Genomic DNA, 14,622 nt, shown 5'->3' with positions numbered 1-14,622 from the left:
GATATGAATCAGCACCGTTACGGAAAAAGGCTGGAGCGTAAACGTAACTGGAGAAAAGCAGTCATGATTGCGGGGATAATTCTGGCAGGATGTTTTATCTATCAGACCTGCCGTTTATATAAAGAGAAGAACGCTTCCGCAGAAGAAGCGGCGCAGTGGCGTCTGGAGCAGACAGGGGCTGTTTCCGCGGATGCCAGGGACAGAATCGTGTATCAGGGAAGGGGTTACCGGCGCAATACATATGTTAAAGCAATATTATGCCTGGGAATTGACCGGAAGGGACCGCTGGATGAATCCATGGTTCCGGGCTCGGGCGGCCAGGCGGATGGTATTTTCCTGGTGGCACAGGATACAGCCAGAAACCGTGTCAGCATTCTTGTGATACCAAGGGATACTATGACGGAGATAACCCTGACCGATTTAAGCGGAAATGTTCTGGGCCAGGGTATCCAGCATCTTACACTGGGATATGCGTACGGGGATGGCAGGGAAAAGAGCTGCAGGTATATGACGGAAGCTGTAAGCAGCCTGCTGGGAGGCCTGGGCATTGACGGTTATATGGCCGTCAGCATGTCGGCCCTGCCTCTTATGAACGATGGGGTGGGAGGCGTCACGGTTGTAATGGATGAAGACGGACTGGAAAAAGCCAATCCGGATTTTACCCCGGGCAAAATAATTACGCTTGACGGAAAACAGGCGGAGGCATTTATCCGTTACAGGGATATCAATCAGCCCCAGAGCGCACTGACCAGGACGGAACGCCAGAAAACATACATACAGGGGTTCCTGAAAGCGGCCCGGATAAAGGCCGGAAGGGATGAAGGTTTTGTTCCGCGGCTCTTAAAGGACCTGGAGCCGTACATGATTACGGATATGGCCAAGGACCAGTATATGGATATGGCTTTGGCTTTTCTGGGAAGCGGCCAGGACCTGGCAGGAGCCGATATGCTGACCCTTCCGGGGGAGGCTGTGGAGACATCCATTTACGACGAGTACCATCCTGACAAGGAGCAGGTACAGACAATCATACTCGATATGTTTTACCGGCTGGAAGAATAGCCGTATATCACTCACAGGATAATAAGTATTGTAACAGATACTTATCATAAAAAACATAAGTTACACCAAGAAAGGAAGGGCGGGAACCATGAGAAAAAAAATCGCAACAATTGTATTAACTACTGCGCTTGCAGCATCCCAGGCTGTGTGCACATATGCAGCCGGCAGCGCAGGGACAGACCCGGTAATCAACAGCGGCAGCAGCAGTGACGGCAGCAGCTACGACTCGGGAGTAAAAACAGGCACCACCACAAGCAGTACATCTGCCACAAAATCAGGACAGGGAAATAATGTGGTCCAGATTGGAGTTGGGCAGACATCATCAGGAGCACAGGTGGAGACAAACAGCAGAGGACAGGCTGTTGTGGGAAACACGGCTCTGGAATTTGTACAGGACAGCGGAAACGCTGTTGCAGGTCTTCCTGAGTCAGTGGTCAGCGCCATCAATGGCATTAACAGCGGACGTCCTTTAAACGAGGCTGTTCCGGATGTGGACCTGACAGGATACAATGCCCTGGTGGGAACCCATGCAATTGTAACAAAAGATGCTGCAACCAATGCAGAGAAGACAGGGGCGGTGGAAGTGCCTCTTTATATTCCCAATATGGTGGATGGATTAGGCGACATTGAAGTTCTTTTCTACGACAACATGACAGGAACCTGGAAGGTGATAAAACCCAACAAGGTTGACATTGGCTCCAAGATGATATGGTTTGAAGTTCCTAACTCAGGTACGTTTTCAGTTATTTACAAGCGGTAGAGTCTTAAATGGCGGTACAAAGGGTGGGGATGAAATTGAAGGGTAAAGACAGATTTGTTTTAGAGAAATACCTGCCCTGCAGCAGACTGGCAAGGATGTGGATTCTTTGGGGATATGATATGGCGATGGTGTGGATTTGCGCCTATCTTGCCCTGGGGCTGAGATTTGATTTGAATCTCAGCTCCATTCCTGTCAGATATGCAGGGGAGGTATGGAAATACTGCCTTTTACAGATGGCTGTTGTCTCTGCAGTGTTTTATGCGGGACGCCTTTATGCCATTATGTGGGGAGCTGCCGGAATACGTGAAATGATGGAGGCAGCCATGGCGTGCCTGGCTGCCGCTCTGTTTCAGACCGCAGGAATCCTCCTGTTCGGCATACAGATGCCAAGAAGTTACTATGTGCTGTGGTTTGTACTGATGACGGCGGCCGCTATGTGCGGGCGTACCAGTTATCAGGTGGTTCAACGAATCATAAACAGGCTGAACCGGGTAAATGAAAAAGGAACCATTACCCGGGTCATGGTTGTTGGGGGAGGGAAAGCCGGGACCCTGATTATCCGTGAGATGAAGGCCAGTGAAAAAATTCATAACCTGCCGGTATGTATTGTAGATGACGACAGGGGTAAACAAGGCCGTGTCATTGACGGGGTAAGGGTCTGCGGCACCAGGAATGATATACCGGAGCTTGTCAGAGAAAAGAGAATTGATGCGATTTTTGTTGCTATTCCCACGGCTGCGCCGGAAGAAATCCAAAGCATCCTGAACCTATGCCAGAAAACCGGCTGCCAGGTAAAGACCCTGCCGGGAGTATACCAGCTTATGAACGGCGAGGTGAGTATATCCAGACTGCGCAAAGTGGAGATAGAAGACCTTCTGGGCCGGGAGCCTGTCAGGGTTAATCTGGATGAAATCATGGGGTATGTGAAGGATAAGGTTGTACTGGTAACAGGCGGAGGCGGATCCATTGGCAGTGAGCTGTGCAGACAGCTGGCAGGCCATAAAGTAAAGCAGCTGATTATATTTGATATATATGAAAATAACGCATATGAAATCCAGCAGGAACTGAAACGGGAGCATCCCCAGCTGAATCTTGTGGTGCTGATAGGTTCTGTGCGCAATACAAACCGCCTGGATTACCTGTTCCGTACATACCGGCCGGATATTGTCTACCACGCAGCAGCCCATAAGCATGTACCGCTGATGGAGGACAGCCCCAATGAAGCCATCAAGAACAATGTGATGGGGACATATAAGACAGCCAAGACAGCCATCCGGTACGGAGTCAGGCGGTTTATCCTTATTTCCACGGACAAGGCAGTAAATCCAACCAATATCATGGGCGCAAGCAAACGGCTTTGTGAGATGGTGGTACAGATGTGCAACCAGAAAAGCGGGACTGAATTTGTGGCGGTCCGGTTTGGAAATGTGCTGGGCAGCAACGGCAGCGTGATACCGCTTTTTAAACAGCAGATTGAGAACGGAGGACCGGTGACAGTAACCCACAGGGACATCATACGGTATTTTATGACGATTCCCGAGGCAGTCAGTCTGGTGATACAGGCCGGGGCCTATGCAAAGGGCGGGGAAATCTTTGTCCTGAATATGGGAAAGCCTGTCAGGATATTGGATATGGCTGAGAATTTAATCCGCTTGTCCGGATATGAGCCGTACAGGGACATAGAAATTTCCTTTACTGGGCTGAGGCCTGGTGAAAAGCTGTATGAAGAATTACTCATGGATGAGGAAGGACTTCAGAAGACTGGGAATGACCGGATATTTATTGGAAGGCCCATTGAGATGGACTATGACAGGTTTGAACGGGCGCTTCGGAGGCTGGGAGAGGCGGCATGGAACGAAACAGGTGATGTACGCCGGATTGTGCATGAATTGGTACCTGAATATCATTATAAGACAGATGATTCCAGGACGGCAGCCCAGGAAGCTGCTGTTGGAATAGAGCCTGGAAGTGATTCACCGGCAGCCGACCGGCTGCTGCTTCACCAGAGAATGGCCGTATGCAGCATATTTGCGTGCGATGGGAGCGTAACAAAACCATAAAAGGGCATTCATGCAGGATTGTCGCCATTGCGCATTCTGTTTGGATGCCTGTTATATGAAAGGAAGAACTTCATGAAAGACTGCAGGACAAATGATGACAGTGCTTTACATGAGGATGGCGGAGCCTGCCCATCCGGCAGCAGACAGAAATGGTATGCGGTACAGGTAAGGACAGGGAGCGAGTGCATTACGGCCCGGCTCTGCAAGTCCGTGATGAATCAGAGCGTACTGACAGACTGTTTCATTCCAAGGTACGAAAGAATGAGGCGCTACCAGGCGCAGTGGCATCAGGAATACCCAATTATGTTTCCGGGCTATATTTTTCTCATAACAGACAAAGTGAATGCTTTGTATGAGGAATTGAAGCACGTTCCCAGACTGACAAAGATTTTGGGAAACGGTGTGGAGTTCATTCCGCTGAAGGAGGAAGAGACAGAGTTACTTGCAGCCATGGGAAGCAGGGAACATATAACCGCAATGTCAAGGGGTTACATAGCGGGCGACCGGATAATCATCACGGAAGGCCCCATGAAAGAGATGGCAGGACAAATCCGGTTCATTGACCGGCATAAAAGGATAGCCGTGGTTCAGATGGAGATGTTTGGAAGGAAGCTGGATATCAGGCTCGGTTTGGAAATTGTAAAAAAAATAGTATAGAACAACCGGAATGATTGCATTTTTAATAGAAATACGAGGGCAGAGAAATGAGCGGGAAACAAAGGATATATCTTTCGTCACCCCACATGAGCGATGAAGGTTATGAACAGGCATATATAAAAGAAGCGTTTGATACGAACTGGATAGCTCCTTTGGGAAACAATGTAAATGAATTTGAAAAGGAATTTGCTGCTGTGACAGGGGCAAAGGATGCAGCTGCATTATCATCCGGGACAGCAGCCATGCATATGGCATTAAAGGCAGCGGGGGCAGGCCCGGGGGATATTGTATTTTGTCCCACCCTCACCTTTGCCGCAACTGTAAATCCAGTCATATATCAGGGGGCGGTTCCTGTATTTATTGACAGTGATTACGAGACATGGAATATTTCGCCGTCAGCACTTGCCAGGGCGTTTCAGATATATCCCCAGGTCAAAGCCGTTATTATAGTCCATTTATATGGATTGAGCGCAAAGCTGGATGAAATCATGAAGCAGTGCAGGGAGAGAGGGGTTGCAGTTATTGAGGATGCCGCGGAATCTCTGGGGACACTCTATCATGGAAAATGGACCGGTACCTTTGGGGACTACGGGATTTTTAGTTTTAATGGGAATAAAATCATAACAACCTCAGGCGGGGGAATGCTGGTGTGCAGCATGGATGACCCGGAACAGGCCAGAGAACAGGCGGCCAGGGTTCGGTTTTGGGCCACGCAGGCGCGGGAACAGGCCAGACACTATCAGCACAAGGAGATAGGATATAACTACCGTATGAGCAATATTGTGGCAGGCATAGGCAGGGGACAGCTGAAGGTACTGAAGGACAGGGTGGAAAAAAAGCAGTACATTTATTCCTATTATAAGCAGGCGCTGCAGGATATAGAGGCCGTCAGCTTCATGCCCATACCGGAGGGAACCAGCAGCAATTGCTGGCTGACCTGTATCCAGGTGGATGAAAAGAGAACGGACATCACACCGGAACAGATAATGGATGCGCTTGCAGACGACAATGTGGAGTCAAGACCCCTGTGGAAGCCAATGCACCTGCAGCCCGTGTTCCGGGACAAGGCTTTCATAACAGACTGTGAGGAACCTCTTTGCATCACGGATAAAGAAAGATGGGCGGACGACAGTGTTGCAGGTACATTATTCAGGAGAGGTGTCTGCCTTCCCAGCGATACAAAAATGACAGATGGGGATTTGGACCGGGTTTGCCGTTTGATAAAAAATCTGTTTCAGCAAGGTGGATGCGCACATGGACAAGACAGGTGACAATAAGCAGGAACAAGCCGTACAGCCAGGCAGAAAGCATGGTTTTTACAGAACATATATGAAGCGTTTGCTGGACATCGTACTGACATCAGCTGCCCTGGCGGTATTTTGCTGGCTGTATGGGATTCTGGCCCTTCTGGTAAGGTTTAAAATGGGCAGGCCTGTTTTGTTCGCCACTGAACGAATCGGAAAACAGGGGAAGCCTGTCATGATATATAAATTCAGGACCATGACCAATGAGGTGGATGAAAGGGGAGTACTTTTGCCGGGACCTGAGCGGCTGACCGGATTTGGACGTTTTCTGCGCAGTACCAGTCTGGATGAACTGCCTTCTGCGTGGAATATCCTTAAAGGGGACCTGAGTATTGTAGGACCAAGGCCCCTTCCCACCAAGTACAGGCCGTATTTTTACGAGAGCGAGCAGATGAGGCATGATGTCCGTCCGGGACTCACAGGGTGGGCCCAGGTGAATGGAAGGAACGCCATATCGTGGGATGAAAAATTCAGGTATGACATTGACTATGTAAAAAACATGACATTTATGTTTGATTTGAAGGTTGTTCTGCTGACTGTGGTGAAGGTTATCCTGCGCAGTGACATTATACAGGATGACCAGACGACGGCCAGCCTTTATATTGTACGGGCGGATATGAACAAGGCTAAGGAATGCAGTGCAGCCGCAGAGGACGCACCGAAGGTCTGAAAGGGGAACATGGATGGAAAGCTTGAGTCAAAAAAGGCTTTTGGTAATCAGCAGTGATGCCAACGATATTGCATTTGTAAAGGCGGCAAAGGACATGGGCGTGTATGTGGTTTGCTGCGATAAGTATACTGACTGGAGTATCAGTCCTGCCAAGGGTATGGCGGATGATGCCTGGGATATGGATTATACCGACACGCAGGCTGTTGCAGGAAGATGCATGGAAGAGGGAATCGATGGTGTGATTGCCGGCTACAGCGAAGAACGGGTTATGGCGGCCTGTAAGATATCCCAGGCCATAGGAAGCCCCTTTTACGCAACAGAAGAACAGATTGGAATAACAAGGAATAAGCGGTTATTTAAAAGGCTGTGCAGGGAGTACGGAATCATGACACCGCGGGAGTACTGCCGCTCGCTGCCCATGACGCCACAGGAAAAGGCCATGATTAAGTATCCTGTCATTGTCAAGCCGTCTGACAGCGGGGGAAGAAAGGGCATATCCATATGTAAAGACCAGGCGCAGCTGGATGCAGCTGTTGCGCTGGCTGCCGGTTTATCGCGGTCCGGCGGGGTGATTGTGGAGGAGTATCTGAAAGGGACCGAGCTGAGTGCTGTTTACACATTTGCAGACGGTTGTATCAGTCTTTCCTGTCTGAACGATAAGTATATCTCAGGGGAGCAGGGCGGAACCTCCCGGCTCTGCGACGTGGCCCTCACGCCGTCTAAATATTATGACCTGTATTTAAAAACAGTGGATAAAGGGATTAAAGACCTGCTGAGGGGAATTGGCGCCAGGAACGGCATTGCAAACTTCCAGTTCATTGCGGACAGTGACGGTATTAAGGCTTTTGAAATGGGCTACAGGGTAAACGGCAATGATGATTTCAAGGTTATACGGAAATATAACGGTATTGACTTTATGAAAATGCTTATCTCCTACTCCCTGACCGGGTCAATGGGTGACAATCCGGAAAAGGATAACCCGGTTTTTGGCCAGTATGCCTGTACACTGTGCATGTATCTCCACGGAGGAACCGTGGGCAAAGTGGACTACACCCCCTTAACGGGAAGGGCGGAAATGGATGATATATGCCTTTTGAAGCAAGCAGGCTCTGTGGTGGAGGAAAACGGGACAAATGGCCAGAAAGCAATGCTTGTCAAGTTTTCAGCAGGGACAATGCCTGAAATCATTGACCTGATACATTTCATCCAGGCCAATACTGTGATTGAGGACAGGGAGGGCAGGAATATGCTGCTGACGCCCTTTGATACGGACAGGTTGACAGGCTATGAGAGATGAGATAGGCAGCGAATACTGGAGAAGCACCCATGGACAGGCCGTAACCCATGGACAGGCCGGATTGCCGTTATGGCTACGTAATAAGGGAGACATTCGGTTTTATATGTCGGGACGCACAGCGCTGTATGCGGTGATTGAGGATATCGTGGAGGAGCGCCCATGCAGGACTGCATATCTGCCGGACTATTGCTGCCATACAATGATTGAGCCTTTTTTAATGCACGGCATTCAGGTTGCGTTTTATCCGGTTACAGCCGGCAAGGGGCTGAGAAGCCTGGTGGATAAGGGACATCCATGTGATATACTGCTGACCGCGGATTATTTCGGCTACCAGGGAGACAGATGTATTCTGCCTGATGCAGTACACATTCACGACGTGACGCACTCGCTTTTGTCAAAACCAGCATACCATGAACCAGACTACACCTATGCAAGCTTCCGCAAATGGGGGCCGGTTGCCGGCGCCGGATTTGCCTGTAAACATGCAGGGACATTTACGGGGAAGGGTGATATGCCGGAATGTATTCCATATATGGAATTGAGAAAAAAGGGCTATAAAATCAAGGAACAGTATATGAAACGGGAAACCGATGACAAAACCTTGTTTTTAGAAGTATTTCATGAAGCGGAGCTGCTGCTTGAGAAGGATTTTGCGGGCTACGGTGCGGACAGTGAATCTCTTTGCGCCACAGCCTTACTGCAGGACGGCGCGGGGCAGAGGCGTGAGAACGCAAAATGGCTGACAGCCCATCTTGCAGAGAGCCGGATAGCCCGTCCCATATTTCCGTCCGTACAGGCGCAGGATGTCCCGCTTTTTGTTCCTGTTTTAATCAAGGGCGGTATGCGCAGCCAATTAAAACAGTATCTCATTGAGAACCGGGTTTACGCTCCGGTGCATTGGCCCCTGTGTCATACGGCACACACAATGACAAGGGAAATTTATGAAAATGAATTATCTCTTATCTGTGACCAGCGCTACTGCGTACAGGATATGGAAAGGCAGCTTGGACTGGTTCTGGATTTTGAGACAACACTTGGGGATAAGGTAAATATACAATGGCAAAGATAAGCTTTGTGGTTCCTTTTTATAAGGTGCCATATGATTACATGCATCAGTGCATAAACAGTATACTCGGACAGTCTTTTTCTGATATCGAGGTAATATTGGTTGATGACGGTTCACCGGATGACTGCGGAAAAATATGCGATGAATACAAAAAAAACGATAACAGAGTGATTGTGATACATAAAAAAAACGGCGGCCTGTCCGATGCGCGGAATGCGGGTATTGCTGCTGCAACCTCCCCATGGATAACGTTTGTGGACGGTGATGACTGGATTGAAAAGGACTACTGTGAGGAGTTTATGAACAGAATCAGTCATCAGGAGGAGAAAGCAGATATCTATATCTATTCCGGTTTCCGCGAGTATCCTTCAGGCCAGGTGCAATGTGTTCCGCATTTTGCCGATGGAACCAGGTTTACGGATTACGGTGAACGGGAATATCTGCAGGGTAAATGCTGCACCATCCACCATGAAAAACATGGAAACAGGAGGGGAATGACCATCAGCTCTGCCTGGGGAAAAATGTATGCCTCAGAATTTATCCGCAGCAGCGGTCTGCTGTTTCCCATTGTTCCGTATGACGAGGACAGTATTTTCTATATGTATGCGGTTGAGGCGGCATCCTGTGTAGAATATGCATCCAAAGCAATATATCACTACCGTTATACAGAAGGCAGCATTGTCAACCGGTACAGGCCCAATGCCAAAAAGGAACAGGACATGTACCTGTCGGAGCTGTTCCGCTTTGCAGAACAGTATAATAAGTCGGAAGATTTCACCGGCAAGCTGTATTTAAGAGTCCTGACGTCAATGCTGTTGGCCATTAAGCTCTACTTCTTTAACAGTCAGAATACGGCACCGTATTTTGCACGCAGAAGGGAATGTGCGGAGTATTTCAGGCAGGAGCCTTATTTGCATGTATTTGAGAGGGTTAAAGTGTCTGACCTGGGAAGAAACGCAAAAATAAAATATGTGCTGCTGAGATTAAAATGCTATGGCCTGGCCGAACGGCTGAGAAAGCTGAATGAAAACAGGCTGACACAATCCGGTAAAAACAGATAGATGGAAAGAAGGCACGCGATAAATGGTAATTAAAATAAAACGGAAAAAAGCCTGTCACATCGTATCTGTCAGGGAGTGCTTGTTCCAATATGCGTTTTGCATTTTTTTGTTCTGTTACATCATTAATAACTATGAGTTTGGAGCAATACTTGAAAAGACAATCATCCCGGCCTGTATTCTGCTTCTTACGGCATTGGCGCTGCCCAGGGATGTAGAGATAAAACACTATATACAGGCCGCGGCCATGGCCTTTTTTGCCGTCCTGTCGACCTGCACTTCGGACATCATCCATTTTACCCAGTCACGAATCTTCCATGTTGTATTCTGTATTGTCATGTTTGCATTTGTACCAGGGGTAAATATAAGCAGCGTCACATTAAATAGGATTATCTCATTTTATATAAAATTTGCATTTGTCCTGAGCCTGATTGTTATTGCAGGATATATAGCTGGGTTTGGTGTGGATTCCTACGGCAGGGCTTCCATTAAGTTTGCAGCCTTTTATAAGGACCAGAATTACCTGTCGGCGTATCTTATGCCTCCGTTTGCAGTCAACATATACGGTGTGTTTTTTTCAGACAAAGAGCGGAGCCGCCGGCTGATTTACTGTGCATCCACGGTCATTGCAGTATTTATCATGGGCTCAAGAGGCAGCTTTCTCACCATTCTCTGTATATGCGCCCTTGTGCTTGCCAGGGTGATTTTAAAGGATGGTAATCTGATGCGCAAAGCAGGACTCCTGGTTCTGTTAGGTGTATTTACTATGGGTTTCTATTTCTTTTTCCGCAATCTGCCTGTCTTTACCAGAATGACAGGCTTTGAAGGATACGGCACCGATGTGCGCATCAGGCTATGGGCAGCCGGACTCAGAGGCTTTACCGGCCATCCCTTTCTGGGAAGCGGTATTGGTGCGGCATCTGCATATTCCTGGAATATCATTGGAAATGCCGTACATAACTGCTTTATCGAATTGCTGGCCGACCAGGGGATTGCAGGGGCCGTCATTGCTGTCTGGATGTATATTGACATGCTGAGGATACAGCGGGAATGTTTCCCTTTAGTGTTTTTGCTGATGACAGCATTTTTTCTGCCCCTCTTTTTCCTGACAGGATATTCAAACCTGACCTTTTGGATGCCCATGTTCTTTATGAAAATGGTTTCCAACATGTCAAAGCGCAACGGCACAGTTTTCTTTTGTCAGCCGGTGAAGGAGGAGAGATGAGGATAGGGATTATCACGGTCCATAACGGCCAGAATTACGGGGCATCTTTACAGGCATTTGCCCTGGTAAAGGTATTGCGGGATATGGGACATGGTGCGTATTTAATTGACTACCGCACCAGAAAAGTGGAAGAAAGAATGAGGGGATATACACAGCTTGGCAGCTGGAACTCGCTGGCCTCAGCCGGACATAATATAAAGCGGATAGGCAGCAATTTCCTGTTTCATACGGATAAGCATTATCAGCAGGTCAGGAAAAGGTTTAATGAATTCCATGAACCGCTGTTTGAGTCTCCCCATCAGGTTTTTTGCGACAGCCCTGAACTTGTCAGGCTCAATGACAGGTATGATGCGTTTGTGTGCGGAAGCGACCAGATATGGAACCGGACCATTACGGATTTGGACGGTGCCTTTTTTCTTGATTTTGCAGGCGGAGACAAAATCACGGCAGCCTATGCCCCCAGCCTGGGAATGCCTTCAAATATGGTGGATGAAGAAACTGCAGCAATCATACGCGGTAAACTGGCCGGAATCAGGTACCTGTCAATCCGTGAAAACAATAACCGGGAACTGATTGAATTTCTGTCAGGGCGGGAGTGCCGTGTGGTTGCGGACCCGGTGATTCTGCCGGAGAGGGAGGACTGGCTCAGGGCCGCAGAACAGGCAGAGGATGTCTGCCCGCCGGAACCGTACGCTTTCTATTATCCGGTGGTGGAGCAGCAGGAGCTCCAGGCATTTGCGCTGAAGGAATCCAGAAAAAGGGGAATAAGGCTGTTAAACCCAAGGCTGGTCCCGAAATACGCTAAAATGAAAGGATTTGACGCCTTTGCCCGGACCGCAGCCGGACCGCTGGAATTCCTGAAGCTTCTGATTCATTCAGAGGTAGTGTTTACCAATTCATTCCATGCAACCGTGTTTTCAACCATATTCAACAAAGAAATGTATTCGCTGCAGATGAAGGGCCGTCATTCCAACAGGAATAACCGCATGCTTGAGTACCTGAGGATGACGCAACTGCTGGACAGCCAGTCTCCGGACGGGAACTGTATCAGGATTGAGCCGTTTTCCAACCCGGATTTAGAATCAATATTGGAAAACCAAAGAACCCGGTCCAGGGGTTATCTGCAGAATGTTTTTGACAGTGGAACCGGCAGCAGGCAGTTATAAGACAGATAAAAAAGGAACAATGCAAAATGATAAAGCTGGAAGAAATAATGGATTCGCCGTTTTGTTATGGCTGCGGGGCATGCGTCAGCAAATGCCCGTCTGATGCCATATCCATGAGGACGGATGAAAAGGGGTTCAGCCGTCCTTGGATACATGAAAGCAAATGCACCGGATGCAATCTCTGCTATCAGGTATGTCCGGCCGTGGAAACCAACAGAAACGCCCTGTTTGCCGCCGGCCCGGGCCAGGCCGGAGTAGTATGGTCGGTGAGAAACCGGGACAATGACATACGCAGAAACAGTTCATCCGGCGGCCTGTTTACTGCGCTGTCCGATTATGTCCTTGCGCGGGGCGGCGTTGTCTGCGGGGCGGTATGGCGGGACGGTCTTTCCGTTGGCCATATATGCGCGTCCAATGCGGATGACAGGGACCGGATGAGACAATCCAAATACGTACAGAGTGATATGGGAAGCTGTTTCAGGGATATCCTTGCCTGCCTGAAAGCCGGAAAGACAGTCCTGTTTACAGGGACTCCCTGCCAGACAGGCGGTTTAAGGCTTTTTCTGGGGGATTCGGATACCAGGAACCTGATTCTGTGCGATGTACTGTGCGGGGGAAATGTGAGCCCTGGTCTTTTTAAAGACTATATTTCTTACATTGAGAAGATAAAAAAGGACCGGGCCGTGTCGGTCTGTTTCCGCACAAAGAAATATGGATGGAAGGAACATCATATCCGTGTGGAATTAAAAGACAAGACATATGAGGGCGCGCGCAGGGAAAACGAACCGTTCTTTACACTGTATCTGGGCAAATACTCCATCCGCGATTCCTGTTTTTCCTGCGGCTTTGCCTCAAAAGAAAGAATTTCAGATATAACCATGGGTGATTTCTGGGGAATTGATAAGGCTGAACCGGAGATAGATGATGATATAGGAATTTCCCTGGCAATTGTGAATACGGAAAAGGGGGCCGGTCTGATGGAGCGTATTGGGACTCAGGTATATGCAGAACAGCGGAACATGGATATGGCTGTGCCAAGGCAGATTAATCTGCGCAGCGCGCCTGTTCCTCCCAAAAACCGCGGTATGTTCTGGGATGAATACGCGAGAAACGGCGGAGCCTGTGTGCTGCGCAAATATACCACCTTCGGCCTGGCAAAAAAAATCAGATTCAAATGTGCAAAAGCATTGCGCAGCATTGGATTAAGACGATAAAAGAGGAGAGTATGTCATGTCATTGATTGTATATACAACAGAGCAGGCGGAAGAATGGGACAGTGTGGTGTGCTCGTTTGAACATTACGATGTCTACTTTATGTGCGGATATGTAAAGGCGTTCAGGCTGCACGGCGATGGCGAGCCGATGCTGTTTTATTATGAATCCCATACTTCTCCGCTCCGGGGCATAAATGTGGTCATGAAGCGTGACATTGCGGATGACGGCAGATTCAGGGGAAGGATTGCAGCGGGCCGATGGTTTGACTTTAATACGCCGTATGGATATGGAGGTTGGCTCCTGGAAGGCGGGGGTGATGAACCGGAGCTGTTCCATGCATACGAAGCCTGGTGCAGGGAGCACAATATTGTAAGCGAATTTGTGCGGTATCATCCGGTACTTGGCAACTGCGTTTTTTCAGATGGCCCGTATGAGGTGATACCTCTTGGAAATACCATTGCCATGGACCTCTCTTCCCCAGAGGTGATATGGCAGAATCTGACCAGTAAGAACCGGAACATGATTCGCAAGGCCATAAAATCCGGAATAGTGATTTATAACGGAAGATACCCTGAAATCTACCAGCGTTTCAGGGAGGTGTACAACAGTACCATGGATAAGGACCAGGCGGATTCCTACTATTATTTCAGTGATGGTTTTTATGAGAGCATACTGAGGGACCTGCCCCAAAACGCCCAGGTCTTTTATGCGCAGCTGGAGGGAAAGGTGGTGGCTGCATCCATCATTCTGGCTGCCAACGGGCGGCTGAATTACCATCTGTCAGGTTCTCTGCAGGAATACCAGAGCCTGGCGCCCACAAACCTGCTGCTTTTTGAAGCGGCCCTGTGGGGAGCTGCCAACGGCTGCCGTACTTTCCATCTGGGAGGCGGCGTTGGTTCAAGGGAGGACAGCCTTTACCGTTTCAAAAAGGCATTTTACAGGGGGGCTCCCTCCAGGTTCTGCATTGGCAGGAAAATATTTATGGAAGATGAATACAGGGCATTGGCTGAAATGCGGGAGGAACCGGCCGGGGACAGCGGATTTTTTCCCGGATACAGGGCGTAATGGAACGGGAAGCCTTAGGT

13 protein-coding genes are annotated in these 14,622 nt (G+C 48.9%); all 13 read left to right on the top strand.

Annotation, left to right across the window (positions count from 1 at the left end; all coding sequences use genetic code 11):
* Window positions 1-3: 3 nt before the first annotated feature.
* Window positions 4-1,059, top strand: a complete 1,056-nt coding sequence (locus I2H39_RS18230) for an LCP family protein (RefSeq protein ID WP_138309589.1) — start codon at window positions 4-6, stop codon at window positions 1,057-1,059.
* 88 nt (window positions 1,060-1,147) lie between these two features.
* Window positions 1,148-1,819 carry a hypothetical protein gene (locus tag I2H39_RS18225; protein ID WP_138309588.1) on the top strand — a complete coding sequence of 224 codons (672 nt, stop codon included), beginning with the start codon at window positions 1,148-1,150 and terminating at the stop codon, window positions 1,817-1,819.
* Between the two features lie 35 nt (window positions 1,820-1,854).
* Window positions 1,855-3,879, top strand: coding sequence for a nucleoside-diphosphate sugar epimerase/dehydratase (locus tag I2H39_RS18220; RefSeq protein WP_330640752.1), 2,025 nt, complete (start codon window positions 1,855-1,857; stop codon window positions 3,877-3,879).
* A 72-nt stretch (window positions 3,880-3,951) separates the two neighbouring features.
* The gene (gene loaP / locus I2H39_RS18215; RefSeq protein WP_138309587.1) at window positions 3,952-4,536 is read left to right on the top strand and encodes an antiterminator LoaP; all 585 of its coding nucleotides are present in this window, start codon (window positions 3,952-3,954) and stop codon (window positions 4,534-4,536) included.
* Between the two features lie 47 nt (window positions 4,537-4,583).
* Complete coding sequence (locus I2H39_RS18210) at window positions 4,584-5,807, top strand: aminotransferase class I/II-fold pyridoxal phosphate-dependent enzyme (RefSeq protein WP_138309586.1); 1,224 nt, start codon at window positions 4,584-4,586, stop codon at window positions 5,805-5,807.
* Window positions 5,791-6,510, top strand: a complete 720-nt coding sequence (locus I2H39_RS18205; RefSeq protein ID WP_275892402.1) for a sugar transferase — start codon at window positions 5,791-5,793, stop codon at window positions 6,508-6,510. The genes I2H39_RS18210 and I2H39_RS18205 overlap by 17 nt, the downstream gene beginning before the upstream one ends.
* Before the next feature lie 13 nt (window positions 6,511-6,523).
* Entirely contained in the window at window positions 6,524-7,807 is a 1,284-nt protein-coding gene (locus I2H39_RS18200; RefSeq protein WP_138309585.1) for an ATP-grasp domain-containing protein, read from the top strand.
* Window positions 7,797-8,876 carry a hypothetical protein gene (locus tag I2H39_RS18195; RefSeq protein ID WP_195627227.1) on the top strand — a complete coding sequence of 360 codons (1,080 nt, stop codon included), beginning with the start codon at window positions 7,797-7,799 and terminating at the stop codon, window positions 8,874-8,876. The genes I2H39_RS18200 and I2H39_RS18195 overlap by 11 nt, the downstream gene beginning before the upstream one ends.
* Complete coding sequence (locus I2H39_RS18190) at window positions 8,864-9,934, top strand: glycosyltransferase (RefSeq protein ID WP_138309583.1); 1,071 nt, start codon at window positions 8,864-8,866, stop codon at window positions 9,932-9,934. Before I2H39_RS18195 ends, I2H39_RS18190 begins: the two co-directional genes overlap by 13 nt.
* A 106-nt stretch (window positions 9,935-10,040) precedes the next feature.
* On the top strand, window positions 10,041-11,156 hold the full coding sequence (locus I2H39_RS18185) for an O-antigen ligase family protein (RefSeq protein ID WP_207746874.1): 1,116 nt from the start codon (window positions 10,041-10,043) through the stop codon (window positions 11,154-11,156).
* A complete protein-coding gene (locus I2H39_RS18180) occupies window positions 11,153-12,322 on the top strand; it encodes a polysaccharide pyruvyl transferase family protein (RefSeq protein WP_195627225.1) in 1,170 nt (389 codons plus the stop codon). The genes I2H39_RS18185 and I2H39_RS18180 overlap by 4 nt, the downstream gene beginning before the upstream one ends.
* 26 nt (window positions 12,323-12,348) lie before the next feature.
* Entirely contained in the window at window positions 12,349-13,536 is a 1,188-nt protein-coding gene (locus I2H39_RS18175) for a Coenzyme F420 hydrogenase/dehydrogenase, beta subunit C-terminal domain (RefSeq protein WP_195627224.1), read from the top strand.
* Window positions 13,537-13,552: 16 nt separating this feature from the next.
* Window positions 13,553-14,602, top strand: a complete 1,050-nt coding sequence (locus I2H39_RS18170) for a GNAT family N-acetyltransferase (RefSeq protein ID WP_195627223.1) — start codon at window positions 13,553-13,555, stop codon at window positions 14,600-14,602.
* Window positions 14,603-14,622: the final 20 nt, after the last annotated feature.

The organism is Clostridium sp. 1001283B150225_161107_B6 (assembly GCF_015556325.1).
Classification (GTDB): domain Bacteria; phylum Bacillota; class Clostridia; order Lachnospirales; family Lachnospiraceae; genus Enterocloster.
Note: the sequence above shows the minus strand (reverse complement) of the source record. Positions and strands in the feature narration are given on the sequence as shown.

What these genes read in the sequence shown, in the direction of transcription:
- I2H39_RS18205 (WP_275892402.1), top strand. Translation starts at nt 5,791, where the DNA reads ATGGACAAGACAGGTGACAATAAGCAGGAACAAGCCGTACAGCCAGGC.
- I2H39_RS18170 (WP_195627223.1), top strand. Translation starts at nt 13,553, where the DNA reads ATGTCATTGATTGTATATACAACAGAGCAGGCGGAAGAATGGGACAGT.
- I2H39_RS18190 (WP_138309583.1), top strand. Translation starts at nt 8,864, where the DNA reads ATGGCAAAGATAAGCTTTGTGGTTCCTTTTTATAAGGTGCCATATGAT.
- I2H39_RS18210 (WP_138309586.1), top strand. Translation starts at nt 4,584, where the DNA reads ATGAGCGGGAAACAAAGGATATATCTTTCGTCACCCCACATGAGCGAT.
- I2H39_RS18195 (WP_195627227.1), top strand. Translation starts at nt 7,797, where the DNA reads ATGAGAGATGAGATAGGCAGCGAATACTGGAGAAGCACCCATGGACAG.
- I2H39_RS18175 (WP_195627224.1), top strand. Translation starts at nt 12,349, where the DNA reads ATGATAAAGCTGGAAGAAATAATGGATTCGCCGTTTTGTTATGGCTGC.
- loaP (WP_138309587.1), top strand. Translation starts at nt 3,952, where the DNA reads ATGAAAGACTGCAGGACAAATGATGACAGTGCTTTACATGAGGATGGC.
- I2H39_RS18225 (WP_138309588.1), top strand. Translation starts at nt 1,148, where the DNA reads ATGAGAAAAAAAATCGCAACAATTGTATTAACTACTGCGCTTGCAGCA.
- I2H39_RS18230 (WP_138309589.1), top strand. Translation starts at nt 4, where the DNA reads ATGAATCAGCACCGTTACGGAAAAAGGCTGGAGCGTAAACGTAACTGG.
- I2H39_RS18200 (WP_138309585.1), top strand. Translation starts at nt 6,524, where the DNA reads ATGGAAAGCTTGAGTCAAAAAAGGCTTTTGGTAATCAGCAGTGATGCC.
- I2H39_RS18180 (WP_195627225.1), top strand. Translation starts at nt 11,153, where the DNA reads ATGAGGATAGGGATTATCACGGTCCATAACGGCCAGAATTACGGGGCA.